We start from the raw sequence: 20,565 nt of genomic DNA, 5'->3' as shown, positions 1-20,565 counted from the left end.
GAGAGATACATTCGCCCCTGGTGGGGGTCCTACAGGGTGCGGGCCGGATCGGCGGGAGCGTCGTCCTCGTCGTCGTCGGGCACGAAATCGGCCTCGACGGCGGACGCCGGTTCCTTCCAGACCCACGGCTGACCGTCCTGCACGACGCGCCGGTAGGCGTACAGCACGATCGACAGTGACAGGACGAAGACGCCGACGATCAGTTCCTTCGTGCTGCCGTAGCCGGTGATCGAGGCGCTGAGAGCGCCGACGACGACCATGATCGTGTCGACGACCACGAGGACAGCGGCGATGTACACCCACTGCTTGCCGAGCTTGATGGGGCGATGGGCGTCCGGTTCGTCGCGGCGCAGGTTGAGGAAGCCGGTCAGCGACAGGATGTGGCAGATGAGGTAGCCGACGATGCCGGCGACGATGACGGCGAGGGCCTCGCCGACGAACAGGATCAGGACGACGTTGACGAGTAGATCCAGCGACATCGCGCGTCCCGGAACCTTGAAGCGGTTGAGCTCGCCGAGTTGCTTGACGGTGAGCCCCTCCCGGGCGCTGCCGTGGAGGACGCGTCCGCCGTCGGCGGTGGTCATCACCATCAGGAGGACGAGGCCGGCGATGAGGCAGATCGCCATCACGATGTCGCCGCCGGGGAACAGGCTCTCGAACACGGTCAGGTAGAAGGAGACGGGGTTCTCGGCGACGTTCGCCTGGTCGACGAGTCCGCCGACGCCGAACGGGACGAGGATGTAGACGGCGATGACGAAGAAACCGGCCAGTCGCAATGCAATTCGGCTGTCGCGGATGGTGTCGCGGAACTCCGGCACGAACGAGGCGACGGCCTCGATGCCGTAGACCGACCAGGCGAGGACGAACATCCAGGCGATCGCGGTGCGCCAGCCCGCTTCACCGCTGGCGGCGATGTCCCAGTGCAGGTTGCTCATCGACCAGCTGTCGGACAGGAGCGGGGCGGCCGCGAAGACGACGATCGGGACGAGGACGAGGGCGCCGGTCGCGTACATCAGCCACATCGCGGGACGCATCCCGAGGACGTTCAGTCCCCAGCCCATGAACAGCACGCCGAGAGCGATGACGTGAGGTAGTCCGATGGTGGCCAGGCCCGTGGAGAACGTCCACGTTTGTTCGGGGAACCATTCCGCCTGGACCAGCTTCCCGATCTGCAGGCCGTAGATGGCCAGCGAACTGGACCACGAGAACCAGTAACCGTAGGTCGCGAGCGGACCGACGAGGGTCGAGCGGGTTCGCCAGCCCTGATGGGCGTACATGGAAATGCCGCCGACCTTGTCGACGAACATGCTGGCCATCTCGGAGTAGATGAAATTCTGCAGGCATGCGAGGACGGCGACGGCGCCGAGGAGGACGAGCGTCGTCCAGGCACCGATCAGGCCGATTGCGTAGCCCATGCCGACGAACAGTGCGGCCGGGATGGAGAGGCTGATGGTGAAGCCGTCCCACCACCGCAGGTTCTTCTCATAGGTGTGGTCGTCGGCGAAGGAATCGTGCAGGCTCACGGGATTCTCCAGTTCTGGGCCTTGTCGGCGCAGTGTGTGTATTCAGAATGCGGCCCTCGGCGACTCGAGTCGAGCTGGGTGGAGGCCGATGGGCCGCCGCAAGTATGTGATTCAAGACACTAACACCGCGCAATGCGTCGCACAAGGTGAAATTCACCTCGCAATGCGTATTAATCAAGGCTTAACATCCATGAAATGCAGTCTTTTGTGCCCGCAACGCCACTGATCTCGTCGTTCTGGATAGAGTCGGTCCATGTCTCAGCACACTCTGGACGAACTGGACCGCGCGATCCTGCGGCAACTCGAGGACGACGGGCGGCGAGCGTTCCGGGAAATCGCCCGCAACCTGGGCTCGTCCGAGGCGACGGTACGGGCCCGCGTGAAGCGTCTGCAGGACCTGAACATCCTGCGCATCGTCGCGTTCGCCGATCCCGAGCGGCTGGGCGACTCCCAGTTGGCGCTCGTGTTCCTCACCGTCGACCCCGCCCGGCACCAGGCCGTCGTCGACACGCTGACCGAGATGCCCGAGATCACGTACGTCTCGACGCTGCTGGGGCGGAGCGACATCTGCGCCGAGGTCGGCAGCGCCAACAACGCCGAATTGTGGGCCTTTCTCAATCAGCACGTCAGCACCATCGAGGGCGTGCGCACCACGGAGACCATCTCGATCTGCAAAGTGCACAAGCTGCGGTACGGCACGCCCTCGAGGGAGTAGTCCTACTGCGCCGCGCCGAACACCGTGCGGTGCCACGCTTTCCGTGACACACCGGTGATGTCGCTCATGACGTGTTTGACGGTCAGGTACTCCTCGAACGAGTACGTCGACATGTCCTTGCCGAACCCGGACGCGCCGACCCCGCCGTGCGGCATCTCGCTGATGATCGGGATGTGATCGTTGATCCACACGCAACCCGCGTCGATCTCCCGTGATGCGCGCTGCGCGCGGTACAGGTTCGTCGTCCATGCCGACGCGGCGAGACCGTAGTCGGTGTCGTTGGCGCGGCGGATCGCGTCGTCGTCGCCCGAATGGCGACTCACGGTGAGCACCGGTCCGAACACCTCGTCGCGGTACACCTCCGCGTCCTCGGTGACGTCGGCGATCAGGGTGGGGAGATAGAACGCTCCGGGCAGGTCGGGGGCGGATCCGCCCGTCACGATCCGGAAGCCGGCGGCGCGGGCGCGCTGCACCATGCCGTCGACCCGGTCGCGATGCGCGAGCGTGATCAGCGATCCGAGGTCGGTGTCCGGGTCGTAGGGATCGCCCACCACAACCCGTTCCATCAGTGCGGCCACGCCGGCGACGAAGTCGTCGTACAGCGAGTCCGCCACGATCGCGCGGGTCGCCGCGGTGCAGTCCTGGCCGCCGTTGATCAGCGACGCCGCTACCGCGCCGTGCACCGCCGCTTCGAGATCGGCGTCGTCGAACACGACGAACGGGGCCTTGCCACCCAGCTCGAGCTGCACGCGGGTGCCGTTCGTGGAAGCCTGCGCCATCACCGTGCGGCCCACGGCGGTCGACCCGGTGAAGGTCAGCACGTCGATTCCGCGGTGTCCGGCGAGCGCGGCGCCCACCTCGGCGCCGGTGCCCGTCGCCACGTTGAACACGCCGTCGGGCAGCCCGGATTCGGTGGCCAGCCGGGCGAGACGCAGCGTGGTGAGGGGCGTGAGCTCACTCGGTTTGAGCACGACCGTGCACCCGGCGGCCAGCGCCGGAATCACCTTCCATATCGCCATCTGCAGCGGATAGTTCCACGGCGTGATCGACCCGACGACGCCGACGGCTTCACGCCGGATGCTCGACGTGTGGTCGGGGGAGTACTCCGCGGAGGCCTTGCCCTCGAGATTGCGGGACGCTCCGGCGAAGAAGTCGATGTTGTCGATGCTGCCCGGGACGTCGAACTCGCGAGCGAGCCGAATCGCCTTGCCGGTCTGCGCGACTTCTTCGCGGGCGAACAGTTCCGCGTCGCGCTCGAGTGCGCGGGCGAGCGCGGTGAGGACCGCCGCTCGCTCGGCCGGGGCGGCACCCGACCAGCCGGGGAAGGCGGCACGCGCCGACCGGACGGCGGCGTCGACGTCCCCCGCGGTCGCGAGGGTCAGCGTCGTGACGGGGGTGCCCGTCGCCGGATCGATGATGCGGTGGACGGCGCCGGAGCCCTCGGCCGGGGATCCGGAGATCCAGCAGCCGGGCACGGTGGCCGGCAGGTCGAGCGAGGTGGACGGCGGAAAAGGGACCGAGACGGTCATGAGATCACTCCAAGACGGGGGCGAAAAGATTCACTCACAGTAGAAGAGCGCACTCGCGTTGGCTAGCCATCGCCACGAATTCAGTCATCGAAATGCAAGATATTCTGCGCATTGCGTCAAGATTTATCCAATTACTACTTGAATTCGCGGGCGCGAGGCGTCACCATTGACGCATGCCGGATCGGACCTCGGCGTTCGACGACCTGTCGAGGTGATCATCCCGGATTCGGTCTCCGAAGCTGGACCGGCCCGAATTCGACTGAACCGAAATACAATTGAGGACTCTGATGACTGCAGTCACCGAAAGAACCACGACCGAACTCGAACGCTCGGCCGCGCGCCACCTGTGGGGGCATTTCTCCCGGCACGGGGACAACATCACCCCGCCGATCATCACCCGCGGCGACGGCGCCCGCATCTTCGACTCCACCGGCAAGAGTTACCTCGACGGNCTGTCCGGGCTGTTCGTCGTCCAGGCCGGGCACGGCCGCCTAGAGCTCGCCGAGGCCGCCGCCAAACAGGCCGAACAACTCGCGTTCTTCCCGCTCTGGTCCTACGCCACCGAACCCGCCATCGAACTCGCCGAACGCCTCGCCGGCTACGCCCCCGGCGATCTGAACCGGGTGTTCTTCACCACCGGCGGCGGCGAGGCCGTCGAAAGCGCCTGGAAACTGGCCAAACANTACTTCAAACGGGTCGGCAAACCCGGCAAACACAAGGTCATCTCCCGCTCCATCGCCTACCACGGCACCCCCCAAGGNGCNNTGGCGATCACCGGCATCCCCGCCCTCAAGGCCCCGTTCGAACCGCTCACCCCCGGCGCGTTCCGGGTCCCCAACACCAACATCTACCGCGCCCCCGACCCCCTCGGCAGTGANCCGAAGGCGTTCGGGATCTGGGCCGCCGACCGGATCGCCGAGGCCATCGAATTCGAGGGCCCCGACACCGTCGCCGCCGTCTTCCTCGANCCGGTGCAGAACGCCGGCGGCTGCTTCCCGCCGCCGCCCGGCTACTTCGAACGGGTCCGGCAGATCTGCGACGAGTACGACGTGCTGCTGGTCTCGGACGAGGTGATCTGCGCGTTCGGGCGGATCGGGTCGATGTTCGCGTGCGAGGACTTCGGGTACGTGCCCGACATCATCACCTGCGCCAAGGGCCTGACGTCGGGGTATTCGCCGATCGGGGCGATGATCGCCTCNGACCGGTTGTTCGCACCNTTCGCGGACGGGACGTCGATGTTCGCGCACGGCTACACCTTCGGCGGGCACCCGGTCTCCGCNGCGGTGGCGCTGGCGAACCTGGACATCTTCGAACGCGAAGGCCTGAACGCGCACGTCGCGGAGCAGGCGCCGGCGTTTAGGGCCACCCTCGACAAGCTGACCGATCTGCCGATGGTCGGGGACGTGCGCGGGGAGGGCTTCTTCTACGGCATCGAACTGGTCAAGGACAAGGCCACGAAGGAGTCGTTCACAGGCGAGGAGGCCGAGCGGATCCTGCACGGGTTCCTCTCCACCGCCCTGTTCGACGCCGGNCTGTACTGCCGNGCCGACGACCGCGGCGACCCGGTCATCCAACTNGCACCCCCGTTGATCTGCGGGCAGNCCGAATTCGACGAGATCGAAAGCATCCTNCGCAGCGTCCTCACCGAAGCCTGGACCCTGCTGTGAACCACCAGGACCTTCCCGGGCTGTACGTCGGCGGCCGCTACCGGGACGGCGCAGCGGCCGAACGGTACGAGGTGCTCGATCCGGCCACCGGTGAGGTGGTTTCGTCGCGCACCGAGGCCTCGGTCGGCGACGTCGACGACGCGGTCGCCGTCGCGAAAGCCGCCTACGCGCAGTGGTCGACCACGAGCCCGGGCGAGCGTTCCGCCGTCCTCACACGGTGGGCCGCCGAACTCACGGAGATGTCCGACGACCTCGCGTCCACCGAAACCCGGCAGACTGGCAAGCCGATCAAGCTGTCGACCGAGTTCGACGTCCCCGGGTCGATCGACAACGTGTCGTTCTTCGCCGGCGCGGCCCGCAATCTGGAGGGAAAGGCGTCGGGTGAGTACTCGCCCGACCACACGTCCAGCATCCGCCGGGAACCCGTCGGGGTGATCGGGTCGATCTCGCCGTGGAACTATCCGTTGCAGATGGCGGCGTGGAAGATCCTGCCCGCGGTCGCGGCCGGCAACACCATCGTGCTCAAGCCCGCGGAGATCACTCCCCTGACGTCGCTGCTGTTCGCCGAGGCGGCAACCCGCGCCGGACTGCCGGACGGCGTCGTCAACGTCATCACCGGCCGCGGCGCGACCACCGGTGCGGCACTGGTGTCGCACCGAGACGTCAGCATGGTCAGTTTCACCGGATCGACTCCCGTGGGGCGGCAGATCGCGGCCGCCGCGGCAGGCAAGCGACTGCACCTGGAACTGGGTGGGAAGGCCCCGTTCGTCGTGTTCGACGACGCCGACCTCGAGGCGGCGATCAACGGGGCCGTCGCCGGCGCCCTCATCAACTCGGGCCAGGATTGCACCGCGGCCACCCGCGCCTACGTGCAGCGTCCGCTGTTCGACGACTTCGTCGCCGGCGTCGCCGCGCTCATGGACACCGTCCGCCTCGGCGACCCGACCGATCCCGGCACCGACATGGGTCCGCTGGTGTCGCGGCGGCAGCAGCAGCACGTCGCCGGGTTCGTCGACCGCGCCCGCGACGCGGGGGCGAAGATCGTCCGCGGCGGCGGCGTCCCCGGCGGCGACCTCGCGTCCGGCTTCTACTACGAGCCGACGCTCGTCGTGGGCGCCGACCAGTCTAGTGAGATCGTGCGGCGTGAGATCTTCGGTCCCGTGCTCGTCGTCCTCCCGTTCGAGCACGACGCGGACGGTATCGCGCTGGCCAACGACACCGACTTCGGGCTGGCGGCGTCGGCGTGGACGCGGGACCTGTACCGGGCGCAAACCGCCTCCCGCAACATCGCGGCGGGCTGCGTGTGGATCAACGACCACATCCCGATCATCAGCGAAATGCCCCACGGCGGGTACAAGGCGTCCGGTTACGGCAAGGACATGTCGACGTACTCGCTCGACGAGTACACCAACGTCAAACACGTCATGTCCGACATCACCGGAACCGCCAGGAAGGACTGGCACCGGACGGTGTTCGGCCACCGACTCTGAGCCCGGTCGCCGGGGCGGCAGCCTGTCTGCCGTCCCGGCGACCGCGCCGGTTCTGCCAAGTCGCGCCGTGCGCGGGGTTACGCTGACGAACAGAGCGTTCCGCTTCGACGGAGAGGCAGACATGGTGCATGTAACTCCCTTCGCCTGGATTCTGACGATCGTGGTGATCGTCGCTCTGCTGGCGTTCGACTACTTCTTCCACGTCCGCCACGCGCACATCCCGACGCTGAAGGAAGCGGCGATCTGGTCGTCGATCTATGTCGGACTCGCGCTGCTCTTCGGTGTCGCCGTCCTGATCTTCGGCGGCGTCGACATGGGCACAGAGTACTTCGCCGGTTACGTCACGGAGAAGGCACTGTCCGTCGACAACCTCTTCGTCTTCCTCATCATCATGTCCAGCTTCCGGGTGCCGCGCGAAGACCAGCAGAAAGTCCTGCTGTTCGGCATCGTGTTCTCGATCTTCGCCCGGACGGGGTTCATCTTCCTGGGCGCCGCGCTCATCAACTCGTTCGCGTGGGTGTTCTACTTCTTCGGCCTCATCCTGCTGATCACCGCAGGTAACCTGCTGCGGCCCGAAACCGAGGAGTCGCACTCGGCCGACAACTTCATCATCCGCATCGCGAAGAAATTCATCCACACCACCGAGCAGTACGACGGCGACAAGCTGTTCACCGTCGAGAACGGCAAGCGGATGATGACGCCGATGCTGCTGGTAATGGTGGCCATCGGCGGCACCGACCTCCTGTTCGCCCTCGACTCCATCCCCGCGATCTTCGGCCTCACCCAGAACGTCTTCGTCGTCTTCACCGCCACCGTGTTCTCACTGATGGGCCTGCGGCAGCTGTACTTCCTGCTCGACGGTCTCCTCGACCGCCTCATCTACCTGTCGTACGGGCTGGCCGCGATCCTCGCGTTCATCGGGGTCAAGCTGATCCTGCACGCACTGCACGAGAACAACCTGCCGTTCGTCAACAGCGGCGAACCGGTCGACGTCATCGAGATCAGCACGTTCGTGTCACTGGGCGTCATCATCGGCATCCTCGTGATCACCGTGATCGCGTCCCTCGCCAGCAAGAAGGGCAGGGCACAGTCCACCATCGCCGGCGCGAGGCGGCACGCCGTCAACTACCTCGACCTCGACTACACCGCCGACCTCGCCGAGCGCGAACGCATGTACGACAGGCTGATCAACGAGGAAGAACAACTCAAGAAGCTCGACCCGAAATTCAAGAAGATGGTCCGCGAGGAAACCGCACTCCTGGACCTCATCAAACGCGCCCACGGAGAGCACGACGCGTTCCTCAAACAGAACTAGCCGAACGCAGAACCAGCTGAACGCAGTCGAAGCGCCCACCGGTCCGGCGGGCGCTTCTTCGGCTCGTGCCCCATCCCCATGCGGGCACGTGCGTGCCTACCTCCTCCTCATCCTCATGCCGCCGTCCGCCATACCCATGGCGGTGAGACCGAGACCCAGCAGACACACGATGATGCCGCAGACCACGTTCGACCAGATCATTCCCGCCGTGGTGGTAACTCCGACGACCAGCCACGGGCTGACGATCATCCACAGTCCGAGCAGCGGCGCGACGAACGCCATGCCGTGCGTGCGTGAGTAGGCCGACGTGAAACCGACCGCGAGCAGTGCCACCGCAAGACCCGACAGCAGGTTGCACGTCGCCAGGCCAGACTGGCTTGCGAACCCGACAATCCATGGCGATGCCGCCATGTAGAGGCCCGCCATGAACATCAGGCCCTCGGTGACCTGCGTCATCGGCTGTTCCGAGACTCGGTCGTAGCGAGCCCGCAACTCGGCGATATCAGGGTGTCTCTCGATCGACATACCTGGTGTCGTCATCACCCACCTCCTAGAAAAGAGAACCAATCCCTATCGAGGGGGTGCCCCGAACTCGGTGCGGCAAACCAGCGATGACCAGGTAATTTTTCCGAACACCCAGCTACCGACCAGTCCCCACGAACGACGACGATCAGCCGACCTTGGGCAGGCGTCCAGGGACGGGCATACTCGAAGTGTGTGGTGGATTGTCGGGGTCGCGCTCGCGTGGATAGCACTGTCGGTGCCCCTCGCTATTCTCATCGGCCGAGCGATTCGGCAGAAAGACCTGCACGAACTGCCCGCCACCGAGAACGCGACCAGCAAGAACGACCCGCCCGACCGCACCGTTGCGTGACCGCGCCGTGCGCGCACCCGGCGCAGCTTGGAAGAATGACGGGATGGCGCTGCCCTTCTATCCCCTCGTCTTCATGAACTTCCTGTTTGCGGCGACCACCCTGTGCCTTGCACGCCCCTCCCGCCTGACCGCCGGCGTCACCGTCGTCGCCGCGGTGGTCTGGATCTTCGGCAACGGTCCCCTCGAGGGCCAGGTGCTCTGGGAATTCGACGCCACCCACGGCCTGACGGTGTCCGATCTGCTGTCCGTTGCGGCGCTCGGAGTCGCCGTGTGGACGTTCTCGACCACCGGCGACCGACCGTGGGCGCGCCGAACAATGCGGCGCCGCCGGAAGCTACTGCGTTCCCGGTACTGAGCGGCCGACTGCGCCTCGAGAGCTATCTGCGCCTCAACGACGATCCGACCACCCGCAGCACGCGAGGTGACGTCATGTGCCAGTGCGCGCTGTCGACGACACGGTTCCGGACGGCGCCCGTCACATGGGGCGCCCAACTCGTGGCCGCCGCCGATCCCGTCGGGTCGTCGCGACCCGCGGTGAATAACGCGACGTCGCCGCGAAAGACCCCCGGGGTGTGGCGGTCCAGCAACGCGCAGGTGTGCGCCGCACTCTGGATCAGCAACTCGATCTGGTCCCGGCCGAGAACGGCCATGGGCCCACCCGCCGCGGCCAGTAGGTCCACCGCAGATTCGGGTGCCATCTCCGCGACGGATGCCGGCACGTCACCGTCCGACCCGATCGCCGCCAGCAGGTCGCCCACGCTCACGGGAACCTGGGTGTGCGGCGCGTGCGGTTGCTGTGCGTAGCTGTCGAGCATCACGAGGGTCGCCACCTCGTCTCCCACCGCCTGAAGTTGCACCGCGACGGCATGCGCGAGGACGCCGCCGAGCGACCAGCCCAGCAGTTCGTACGGACCGTCGGTCTGGATCCGGCGGATCTCCTGCACGTACCTCGCGGCGAGGTCGTCGATCGACGACGGCGGAGTGTCCTCGCCCGCGATGGCCGGTGACTGCAGGCCGTAGATCGGCCGATCGGGATCGATCCTGGACGTCAGACCGGTGTAGCACCAGGCGAGGCCCACGATCGGGTGGATGCAGAACAGTGGGCGTCCCTCCCCCGCAGTCCTGATGGGGAAGACCACGTCCAGCGCCCCGTCCCGTTCCGGCTCGGCGGAACTCATGCGGGCCGCGATCGAACTCGGCGTCGGATCCGTCATCACGGTCTGCAGCGACACCGCAACACCCGTGGACGCCTCGAGGGCACTCACCACCCGCACCGCCGTCAGGGAGTTTCCGCCCAGCTCGAAGAAGTTGTCGTCCGCACCCACCCGCTCGACGCCCAGCAATTCACCGAAGACGGTGGCCACCGCGATCTCGGTATCCGTGCTCGGGGCACGGTAGGCGCGCGGTTCGAAGTGTGGTTTCGGGAGCGCACGCCTGTCGAGTTTGCCGGCCGACGCCAACGGCAGCTCGTCCAGAACCATGATCTGCGACGGCACCATGTACGACGGGAGCCGTTCCCGCGCAGAGGCCGTCACGTCGTGGGTATCGATCTGCCGGCCCGGCTCGGCGACGACGTAGCCGACGAGGTGATCACCGCCCCGTTCGTCGGAGACCAGTGCCACGGCTGCCCGGGACACACCGGCGGCCGCCTCCAGCACCGCTTCGACCTCCCGCAGTTCGATTCGCAGTCCACGCAGCTTGACCTGGAGATCGGTGCGGCCCAGATACACCAGTTGACCCGTTCGGGCCCATTTCACGCGATCACCGGTGCGGTAGAGGCGGGCTCCCGGCCGCCCGAAGGGGTCGGCAACGAAGCGGTCCGCGGTGAGCGCGCTCCGCCCCACATAACCCCGCGCCACCTGCGCGCCGCCGAGGTAGAGCTCACCGGCAACCCCGACCGGGACCGGACGCAGCCGCGCGTCCAGCACGTACGCCTGGGTGTTCCGCACCGGCGCACCGATCGGCACCCGCGCCTCCACGGATTCGCCCAGCTCGAACGCGGTCGTGGTGATCGCCGCCTCGGTGGGACCATACGTATTGTGGACTGCGCCCGGCCGCAGAGCGATCACGTCCTCCGCCAGCTCGGCCGGCATCTCCTCGCCGCCCACGTACAGATGTCGCAGCGAGGACAGCGACTCCCCCTCGCCCATCGCGAGGAACGCGGCCAGCACCGACGGCACGAAATGCATCATGGTGATCCGGTGTTCGCGGATCATCCCGGCCAGATAGTCGAGTTCACGATGCCCGCCCGGGCGCGTCACCACCAGTCGGGCACCCACGACCAGGGGCAGGAAGACCTCCCACACGGACACGTCGAAGGTGTACGGCGCCTTGAGCATTCCGCGATCGTCCGCAGTGACCTCGTACTCGTCGGCCAGCCAGCGCAGCTGATTCACGATCGCGGCGTGGCTGACCGTCACCCCCTTGGGCCGGCCCGTGGATCCCGACGTGAACAGAACGTAGGCCGTGTTCTGCGGCCGCAGCGGGCGCACCCGGTCGGCATCGCGGATCGGGTGCGCCTCGAACCCGGACAGGTCGACGGTGTCGATGTCGACGTACGCGACGCCGGGCGGCAGGCAGTCGCGGGTCCACGAGGTGGTGAGCACCAGATCGGGTGCCGCGGAGTCCAGCACGTCCGCGATGCGCTCGGCCGGGTGTTCGGGGTCGATCGGCACATAGCCGCCGCCGGCGCGGAGGACGGCACACATTCCGACGATCATCTCCGTCGACCGTTCGAGCATGAGCGCGACGAGGGAGTCGGGGCCCGTTCCCCGTGCGATGAGCAGCCTCGCGAGGCGGTTGACTCGCGCGTCGAGTTCGCCGTACGTCAGCACTTCGTCCTCGAACGCGACGGCGACCGCGCCCGGGGTGCGGGCCACCTGAGCATCGAGGAGATCCACCAGAGTCGCCGCGTCCGACGCCGCGTCCGTCGCGTTCCACGTCGTCAGCATCCGGACGGTCTCGTCGCCCGTCAGCAGCGGCACGTCGCAGACCTGCTGCCGCGGTTGCGTTGCGAACGCCTCGACGACGCGCATCAAACCTTGCGCGAACCGTTCCGCCGTCTCGGTGTCGAACAGTTCGGTGGAGTACGTGAGGCTTCCGGCGATGCCGGCGGGGGCACCGTTCGCGTCGTAGTTGTCCGTGAGCGAGAAGTCGAGGTCGAACTTGGTGACCTGCGTGTCGATCGCGAGCGGCGCGAGGGTCAGACCCGGCAGTTCCAGTACCGCCGGTGCCTGGTTCTGGAACGCGAGCATCACCTGAAAGAGGGACGAATACGATTGCGAACGGACCGGATTCAGAATTTCGACCAGACGCTCGAACGGCACGTCCGCGTGGGCCATCGCCTCGAGATCGGTCGCGCGCACCTGTTCCAGCACGTCGAGGAGGGAGGCGCCGGGATCGACGTCCGTCCGCAGCACCAGCGTGTTGACGAACATGCCGACCACGTCGTCGAGCACCCGCTCGCCGCGGCCGGCGACCGGTGTGCCGATCACGATGTCGGAGGTTCCCGTCACCCGCGCCAGCAACACCGACAGGGCGGCGTGTACCACCATGAACAGCGTCGTATTGTGCTGCTGCGCAATCTCACCGAGACGTCGATGGGTGTCGGCGCCGATGGCCACGGGCACGGCGGCACCCCGATGGGTGCGCGCCGCGGGGCGGGGGCGGTCGGTCGGTAGTTCGAGGACTTCGGGGATACCCGCGAGCGTGCGCGTCCAGTAGTCGAACTGGGTCGCCGCCAGAGACTCCGGGTCACGCTCATCACCCAGCACCTCCCGCTGCCACAGCGCGAAGTCGGCGTACTGCACCTCGAGCGGCGCCCACCCGGGTCTCTCCCCCCGCGTCCGCGCCAGGTACGCCGTCGCCACGTCCCGGCCCAGCGGTGCCATCGAGACGCCGTCCGCGCTGATGTGGTGCACCACGACGACCACGATCAGTTCGTGTTCGCTCACGTGCAGGAGCCGCGCGCGGATCGGGACCGAGGCCGAGACGTCGAACCCCCGGGCGAGAACGGAGAGCACCTGAGCGTCCACGACGTCCGCGGTGACGGCAATCGGGGAAAGGTCCAGTTCGACGCGTTCTGCGGGCAATACGACCTGCACCGGTTCGCCGTCGTGTTCCGGGAACACCGTCCGGAGCGATTCGTGCCGTTCCAACACGTCGCGCAACGCCTGCTGCAGCGCGGGCACGTTCAGGTCTCCGGTCACCCGAACGGCCAGCGGGATGTTGTACGCCGGGGATGCCGGGTCGAAGCGGCTCAGGAACCACATCCGCTGCTGCGCAGGCGACAGCGGAACGTGTTCCGGTCGATGCCGCTGTGACAGGGCCGGACGGTTGCCCGTGCCGAGCAGCGAAGCAACCTGTTCGGCCAGCGCTTCCACCGTCGATGCCTCGAACAGCATCCGGACCGGTACGTGCGCGTTCAGCGCCTCACCCAATCGGGCGGCCGCCTGCGTCGCGATCAGCGAGTTGCCGCCCAGCGCGAAGAATTCGTCGTCGAGCCCGACCTGCTCCACGGCGAGGACCTCGGCGAACACGGCGACGACGGCCTCCTGCACCGCCGACTCGGGTGCCCGGAAGACCCGCGACTCGAGTACCGGTGCCGGCAGCGCCTTCACGTCGATCTTGCCCGACGGGTTCAGGGGAAACGCGTCGAGCACCACGATGGCGGACGGCACCAGGTACGGCGGCAACACGTCTTCGAGTCGCTTGCGCAACAACTCCACATCGAGGGAACCGCGGGGAACGACGTACGACACCAGTGCGTCGGCGCCCGCCGCGTTGGGGCGTGCCACCGTGATCGCACCGTCGACTTCGGCGACCCGGCTGATCACCGCGTCCACCTCCCCCGGTTCGATGCGGACACCACGAATCTTCACCTGGCGGTCCACACGCGCGATGAACTGCAGGTTGCGGTCGGCGCGGCGATGCACCAGGTCGCCGGTGCGGTACATGCGGGCACCGCCTGCCGCCGCGACGAAACGCACCGCGGACCGCCCGGGGTCGCCGACATAGCCGCGCGCCAGCCCGGCACCGGACAGATACAGTTCGCCGATCGCACCGACGGGAACCGGACGTAGCCGGTCGTCGAGGACCCGCCCGGTGGTCCCGGCAATTGGCCCGCCGATGGTCACGTGGCCGTCGACCGCGGCAAGGGTGGCCACGACGGTCGACTCCGTCGGCCCGTAGGCGTTGAGCATCCGCCGGCCGTCGCTCCACGCCGCAGCGAGATCCGGATGCAGCGCCTCACCGCCGACTGCGACGACTTCGATGTGCTCGAGCCCGTCGACACTCAGCGACGACAGCACTGCCGGCGTCGAAAGGTAATGGCTCACCCGGTGTTCCACGAGCACTCGCTGCAGATCCGGTCCCGCGTACACCTCGGCGGGGGCGACCACCAGGCAGGCACCCGAACCGAACGCGAGCAGCGCCTCCAGGAGCGCGGCGTCGAACGTGGGGTTGTAGGCGTGGAGTACCCGTGAATCCGGCGTGACCCGGTACCGGCGCACCGCTTCCCCGGTCAGCGAGGACACCCCGCGGTGCGGCACCATCACACCCTTGGGCGTACCGGTGGAACCCGACGTGTAGATGATGTACGCCACCTCGTCCGGGTGCACCGGAACACACACCGGTGGAACCTCGTTCCGATAGTCGCCCGCCGTGACCGGCAGCCACGTGATCCGGGAACCGCCCACCGACATCGCCCCGACGCCGATGCACACGTCGGCCTCGGTGAGCACCCGTTCCAGACGTTCCGCCGGATGCGTCGGATCCACCGGGACGAACGCGGCACCGGTCTTGGCGATGGCCCACAGCGCGATCATGAAGTCAACCGACCGCGGCAGGGCGAGCGCGATCACGCGGCCCGGGCGCGCACCCGCGTCGATCAGGACACGCGCCAGAGAATCGGAGCGTGCGTCGAGATCACGGTAGGTGAGGGTCACCGTTCCGTCGGAGAGCGCGTGTGCGTCCGGGAAGTCGCGGGCGGTGCCGGTGAGAATGTCGGACAGAGTTCTCGGTGCGGAGGGTTCGCCGCCGTCGAGGACGGCGCCGGCAGCGAGGCCGATGCTGCCCACTTCGATCTCGGGGCGATCGGTGCCTGCGGCCAGAACATCCACGAACAGCTCGGCCAGCGACCGGACGGTGGTGGCGTCGAACAGCGACGGCGTGTAGGTGACCACACCGTCCACTCCGGCGGGATCGTGATCCGACCAGCGCTCCGAGTACGTGAACGCCAGATCGAACGGCGTCGGAACGGTGCCGTTCTCGGACGACGGCGTGAGCGCAAGTGACACCTGCGGTCGCTCGCCGCCGAGCAGGTCGGCGAGTGCCTCGAACGGCACGTCCGCGTGCTGGAACGCCGCAACGTCGAAGCCCCGGACCTGCTCGAGGACCTCGAGGAACGACATGGCAGGGGTGACGCGGGTCCGCAACGCCACCGTGTTCGCGCGGTCTCCCGTCAGCCCCGCCTCGCCGCCGATCACGATGTCCCGGTGCACACCGATGCGGGCGAGAAGGATTGCGAGACTGGCTCGCAATACCGTGAACAGCGTCACGCCCTGGTCGCGCGCCAGCCGTGCGGCGGCCTCGTGCCGATCGGAACCGATCGAGAATTCGTGCACGCAGTCCGACGGAGACGCAATTCCCCCGACCATCCGGTCCGTCGGCACCGGCGAGGACGAACCGACTCCGCGCAGCGCCCGCTGCCACCGTGCGAGACTGCTGTCCCCCGGAGAGCGGGGCAACCGCTCCAATCGCCCGTCGACATACCGCCCGCGGTCCCCGGTGCGGTACATCCGCACTCCCCCGGCGTCCCCCGCACCCGTCGGCACGAACGGGTCGGCCACGAACCGACCGGCAGTATTCGGGGGCCGACGGTGGAATCCCCGGGCGACCTGCTGCCCTCCCACATACAGTTCCCCGACCGTGCCGGGTGGGACGGGGCGCAACGCCCGGTCCAGCACATAGACGCGAGACCCGGCATCGAGGTAGGTGGATTGCCGCTCTCCGTGGTGGCGGTGGCCGACCGTGCGGCCGTCGAGGAGTGGCGCCCACAGGTCGGCAACGATGCCGTCGCCGTCGTTGCCCGACCGCGCGCGTGCCAGAACATTCGCGTGGGTCACGGCGACCGGTTCGGAGCCCACGGGGCAGAGCACGTACGCGACCCGGTCCGGGTGGATCGGTCCCGGTTCCGATACCGGGACGTCGAGTGCGCCGAAGTCGACGTCGTCCAGCAGGACGGTCGGGTATCCGCCGTGCGGAATCGCGTCGGCGTCGGCGCGACTGATCAGCAACAGGGTGGGCACCACGTCGGCCAGCAGGTACCGAATGCGTTCGGTCGGATGGTCGGGGCTCAGCGGCAGGCAGGTCGCACCCGACCGCAGCACGGCAATGTGGGCGACCACGCTGTCGACCGGATTCGACAGTCCGACAGCGACTATGCTCGAATCACCGATCCCGGAGCCGTTCAGCGCCCGCGCCAGAACGGCCGACCGGCGGTCGATCTCCGCATAGGAGACTGCCTCCCCACCGCACGTGACGGCGACGGCGTCCGGGGTGTCGGCAACTCGCCGGCGGAAGACCTCGGACAGCGACGCGACGTCGTGCGCAGAATCCTCCGTTCCCCCGACGGCCAGGGCCCGCTCTTCCGGTGTCAGCAGGTCGATCGCGCTGAGCGCGACACCCGGGTTCTCCGCGACCACCACGAAGAGTCGGTGTAGCCGCCGGGCCCACTGCTCCACCGTCCGCCGCGCGAAACGGTGCGCTGCGTAGCGCAACAGCCCCTCGAACCGGTCGCCGTCTTTGTCGAGTCGACCACGCAGCGACACCACCAGATCGAGGCCGTCGAACTCCCGTTCCGTCTCCGCGTCCACCGACAGCATCACCTGGAAGAGCGGGTGGCGGCCGGACGAAATCTCTTGCCCGGCAACGTCGAGCACATTCGCGAACGGCACCTCGCGGTGCGCGCGGGCGGCGTGCTCGACGCGGTGCGTCTCCACCAGGAACTCGTCGAACGTCAGGTGCGGATCGAGTCTGCTGCGCAACACCAGCGGCTCGGAGTCGTCGCCGGTGTGGCCGTCCGGGAGGATCGCTCCGATGGCGAGGTCGTCGGCACCGCTCACGACGGACAGCAACACCGCGACGGCGGCGTGGACGACCGTGAACGGCGAGACAGCCTGTGCGACCGCCAGTTCGTGCACCCGCCGGTACAAATCGAGATCCACGGCGAACGGAACCAGGCCGGTATCGTTGCCCGAGACTTCACGGTCCGCCGGCAGCGCCAACGGCGGCAGACCGCTGAGCTGCTTTGTCCAGTAGCGCAACTCGCGGTCGTACGGTGCGGGAATCGGCAACGCGGATCGATCGACCTTGCCGCTCGGCGTGAGCGGCACGGCATCGAGGACGGTGACTGTGGACGGCACCATGTACGCCGGCAGTCGCTCGGCCACCCCGGCGAGCACCTCGTCGGGATCCAGGCCGGTGCCGTGAACGTAGCCGTCGACTGCCAATTCGCCGTTCCGGTCGTGGGCCACGGCGATCGCCGTGTCGACCCCTGGATGCCGGCCGAGAACCGCGGTGATCTCGCCCAATTCGACGCGGAATCCGCGGATCTTCACCTGATCGTCGGCGCGGTCGACGAATTCCAACTCGTGATTCTTCGACCATCGCACAAGATCGCCGGTCCGATACATGCGCTGCAGGTCGGTCGTGAACGGGTTCGCGACGAAGCGTGTCGCGCTCGCGCCCGGCCGCTCCAGGTATCCGCGCCCCACCCCGGGACCGGACAGATACAGCTCGCCCACCACCCCCGTCGGCACGGGTTGCAGGAAACGGTCCAGCACGACTGCCGACACTCCCTCGATCGGTCGCCCGATCGTGGGGCGGTGTCCGGGGAGCAACGCCTCGGTGGCCGTGGCCCACACGGTGACCTCCGTCGGCCCGTACAGGTTCAGGACTGTGCGGCCGACGCCCCACCGCGAAACCAGTTCCGGCGGGCAGACCTCACCCGCGACGGCGAGTACCTGGAGGTCGGGCAATCCGGCCGGGTCCATCTGCGCCGGGACGGCCGGTGTCGTGGTCCAGTGGGTGATCCGCTCACTGCGCAGCAGGTCTGCCGTGGCCTTTCCGCCGCGCACCGGCGGCGGCGCGATCACCAGCGTGGCGCCCGAGGTGACCGCGACCAGCAATTCGTGAATCGAGGCGTCGTAGGAGGGCGACGCGCACATCAGCACCCGCGACCGGGAATCCGCTGCGTAGAGACGTCGCAATGCCGCTGCGTGATTCGCAAGTCCCCGGTGCGGCATCGTAATTCCGCGCGGCGCACCCACAGAGCCGGACGTATAGATGACGTACGCGGCGTTGTCCAGCCTGATGGGATGTGCCAATTCCATATCGGCGACCGGTGTGCCGTCCCCCGGGGCGTCGGCGACGTCCACCCAGCGGACACCCGTTGGCACTACCGCCGGATCGACGGCGACGGCAATCGTGACACCGGATTCCTCGATCATGTGCGCGATGCGTTCGGCGGGATAATCCGGGTCCAGCGGAACGAACGCCGCACCACACCGCGCGACGGCCCACACCGCCACCACCTGTTCGATCGAGCGCGGCAGCATCAACGCGACGCGGTTGCCGACGCCGACACCCTGCGCGAGCAGTCTGCGCGCGAGCCGATTCGATCGCTCGTGCAGAGCCCGGTACGTCAACTCGACGTCGCCGCAGCGGACTGCGACCGCGTCGGAATCCGCTGTCAGATCCAACAAGTCCGGAAGGGTGCGCGGGGCCACCGACGCAGGGCCGTCGAGCGGGACCAGCGCGTCGAGTTCGTCATGGACGAGCAGCGGAAGGCTACCCACGGACGCGTCGGCGTCCGCGCCCACGAATCCACCCAGATAGTCCAGGAATCTCGCGTGGTGGCCGGCGAGTTCGTCGCGCTCGTACACGGCCGGGTTGCCCTCGAAGTCCACGCGGACGTTCCGCCCGGCCGCACCGGGATAGATCGCTACCGCGAGATCGTCGACGGGACCGGCCGTGAGAACGTTCAATTCACCGAGTACGTCGCCCCACCACGTCTCGGTGTGGAACATCATGATGTTGACCATCGGACCGAAGCCGCGGCCGACACGCGACGTCGACCGCATGTCGTGGAGTATGTCTTCGTACCGGAAACGTTGGTGCCGCAGCGCGCCGGTCAGTTCCAGTTGGACACGACGCACCAGGTCGTGTGTGGTTCCGTTTGGATCCACCTCGATCCGCAGTGGAACGATATTGGCCACGCTGCCACCCGAACGGCGCGCGCCCGCGGTGGTGCGAGCCGACACCGGAAGACTCAGCACGACATCCGAATTGCCCGTCATCCGCGCGAGGAAGGCCGCGAACGCCGCGACCACGATCGGCACCTCGAACGAATTCCACTCCTGCGCCAGCGCTTTCAGCCCGTCGACGACGCCCGGGTCCATCACCTCGCCAGCGAGCAGCGACACAGCCGACGGGGCGCTCTCCCGGTCGGTCAACCGGGACGGCTCGGGCAGATCCCTTGTCCGTTCGGACCAGTACTTTCGATCGATCTCGAATCGGCGGGACTGCGGGTAGGCATCCTCGGATTCGTACAGGTCCCGCAGCGGCACGGCCTTCGACGCGGGAGCCTCCGTGCGCTCCACCGCATGCGAGTACAGCTCGGCCACCCGGTTCATCAGCACCATGGCGCCGTATCCGTCGAGGATCAGATGGTGCGCGAATGTGGTGAGGAAGTAATGGTCGTCGCCGACGTGCAGCAGGGTCGCGGAAATCAACCGATCCCGGTACACCGACATCGGCCTGCGGCGGCGCTCGTCCATCCACCGGTGCGCCTCGGCCACCGGATCTTCGTGGAACCGCAGGTCGATGTACGCGAGTTCGTCGTCGATCGTCTCGTCCGCCAACTGGTACGGCTCACCCGCATGGTCGACGAGCCGCACCCCGGGTGACTCGATGTCGAACGAGCCCTGCTCGGACGCCCACTTCAACGCGCCGACGTCCACAGGTCCACGAAGCTCTACGTACTGTGCGACGAGAATGGGTACGTTCGGGTCCAACTGCTGCGCGAACCACAACCCCTTTTGGGCATGCGAGAGCGGGAAGGCACGTGAATCGAGTTCACCTGCAGTCTTGCGCGGGAACTCCGAGCCCACTATCCGTCCCCCCGATCTGCCACTTGCCGAACCGCCCGAACGCGGGCCGTATACGTATAGGTGTTGCAGCGGAAATCGTTACAGTGACCCTACTCGCAGTCCCAGCACGTTCGCAGCGCTCACGTGGCGGTTACCGGCAGCACTCCCGCGCGTACTCGCAATACTGCATCCAACCACCTCCGAACAGGAACGTGAAAGCACATACCCTTACTCTTCTAACGGAACAGACACGGACAGAGGAGAATACGGCGTGCCGCAGGTTCACGAACTTCGCCGGAAAC

Annotated in this window: 10 protein-coding genes; 6 read left to right on the top strand and 4 right to left on the bottom strand. The window is 67.4% G+C overall.

From position 1 onward, the window contains the following. Positions 1–29 precede the first annotated feature (29 nt). Positions 30–1,523 (bottom strand): APC family permease, encoded by a 1,494-nt coding sequence (locus tag CA951_RS26805; protein ID WP_087559717.1) that lies wholly within the window; start codon positions 1,521–1,523, stop codon positions 30–32. A gap of 253 nt (positions 1,524–1,776) precedes the next feature. Here CA951_RS26805 and CA951_RS26800 point away from each other — a divergent pair, with 253 nt between their 5' ends. After that, a complete protein-coding gene (locus CA951_RS26800; RefSeq protein ID WP_087559716.1) occupies positions 1,777–2,238 on the top strand; it encodes an Lrp/AsnC family transcriptional regulator in 462 nt (153 codons plus the stop codon). A 2-nt stretch (positions 2,239–2,240) separates the two neighbouring features. On the opposite strand, the gene CA951_RS26795 is transcribed toward CA951_RS26800, so the two are convergent. Continuing rightward, the gene (locus CA951_RS26795) at positions 2,241–3,767 is read right to left on the bottom strand and encodes a gamma-aminobutyraldehyde dehydrogenase (protein ID WP_179220318.1); all 1,527 of its coding nucleotides are present in this window, start codon (positions 3,765–3,767) and stop codon (positions 2,241–2,243) included. A 287-nt stretch (positions 3,768–4,054) separates the two neighbouring features. On the opposite strand from CA951_RS26795, the gene CA951_RS26790 reads away from it, so the two are divergent. The 3 genes from CA951_RS26790 (at position 4,055) to CA951_RS26780 (ending at position 8,239) form a co-directional block, all read left to right on the top strand. Further along, on the top strand, positions 4,055–5,434 hold the full coding sequence (locus CA951_RS26790) for an aspartate aminotransferase family protein (RefSeq protein WP_087559715.1): 1,380 nt from the start codon (positions 4,055–4,057) through the stop codon (positions 5,432–5,434). Further along, a complete protein-coding gene (locus tag CA951_RS26785; protein ID WP_087559714.1) occupies positions 5,431–6,924 on the top strand; it encodes a gamma-aminobutyraldehyde dehydrogenase in 1,494 nt (497 codons plus the stop codon). Before CA951_RS26790 ends, CA951_RS26785 begins: the two co-directional genes overlap by 4 nt. 124 nt (positions 6,925–7,048) lie before the next feature. Further along, positions 7,049–8,239 (top strand): TerC family protein, encoded by a 1,191-nt coding sequence (locus tag CA951_RS26780; RefSeq protein WP_087559816.1) that lies wholly within the window; start codon positions 7,049–7,051, stop codon positions 8,237–8,239. A gap of 96 nt (positions 8,240–8,335) precedes the next feature. Here the strand turns inward: CA951_RS26780 and CA951_RS26775 are convergent, their stop codons facing one another. Further along, positions 8,336–8,779 (bottom strand): SPW repeat protein, encoded by a 444-nt coding sequence (locus CA951_RS26775; RefSeq protein WP_087559713.1) that lies wholly within the window; start codon positions 8,777–8,779, stop codon positions 8,336–8,338. Positions 8,780–8,954: 175 nt separating this feature from the next. Between CA951_RS26775 and CA951_RS43535 the strand changes: the two genes are divergently transcribed. Both CA951_RS43535 and CA951_RS26770 read left to right on the top strand, forming a co-directional pair. Then, the gene (locus tag CA951_RS43535) at positions 8,955–9,113 is read left to right on the top strand and encodes a hypothetical protein (protein ID WP_179220317.1); all 159 of its coding nucleotides are present in this window, start codon (positions 8,955–8,957) and stop codon (positions 9,111–9,113) included. Positions 9,114–9,156: 43 nt separating this feature from the next. Continuing rightward, complete coding sequence (locus CA951_RS26770; protein WP_087559712.1) at positions 9,157–9,468, top strand: hypothetical protein; 312 nt, start codon at positions 9,157–9,159, stop codon at positions 9,466–9,468. Between the two features lie 22 nt (positions 9,469–9,490). Here CA951_RS26770 and CA951_RS26765 read toward each other — a convergent pair whose 3' ends face one another. After that, a complete protein-coding gene (locus CA951_RS26765) occupies positions 9,491–20,284 on the bottom strand; it encodes a non-ribosomal peptide synthetase (protein WP_087559711.1) in 10,794 nt (3,597 codons plus the stop codon). Positions 20,285–20,565 lie beyond the last annotated feature (281 nt).

The organism is Rhodococcus sp. NCIMB 12038, from assembly GCF_002165735.1.
Classification (GTDB): Bacteria; Actinomycetota; Actinomycetes; order Mycobacteriales; family Mycobacteriaceae; genus Rhodococcus_F.
Note: the sequence above shows the minus strand (reverse complement) of the source record. Positions and strands in the feature narration are given on the sequence as shown.

Bases quoted from the DNA above. Each gene is read 5' to 3' on its own strand.
- CA951_RS26800 (WP_087559716.1), top strand. From the start codon at position 1,777: ATGTCTCAGCACACTCTGGACGAACTGGACCGCGCGATCCTGCGGCAA.
- CA951_RS26775 (WP_087559713.1), bottom strand. From the start codon at position 8,779: ATGACGACACCAGGTATGTCGATCGAGAGACACCCTGATATCGCCGAG.
- CA951_RS26770 (WP_087559712.1), top strand. From the start codon at position 9,157: ATGGCGCTGCCCTTCTATCCCCTCGTCTTCATGAACTTCCTGTTTGCG.
- CA951_RS26795 (WP_179220318.1), bottom strand. From the start codon at position 3,767: ATGACCGTCTCGGTCCCTTTTCCGCCGTCCACCTCGCTCGACCTGCCG.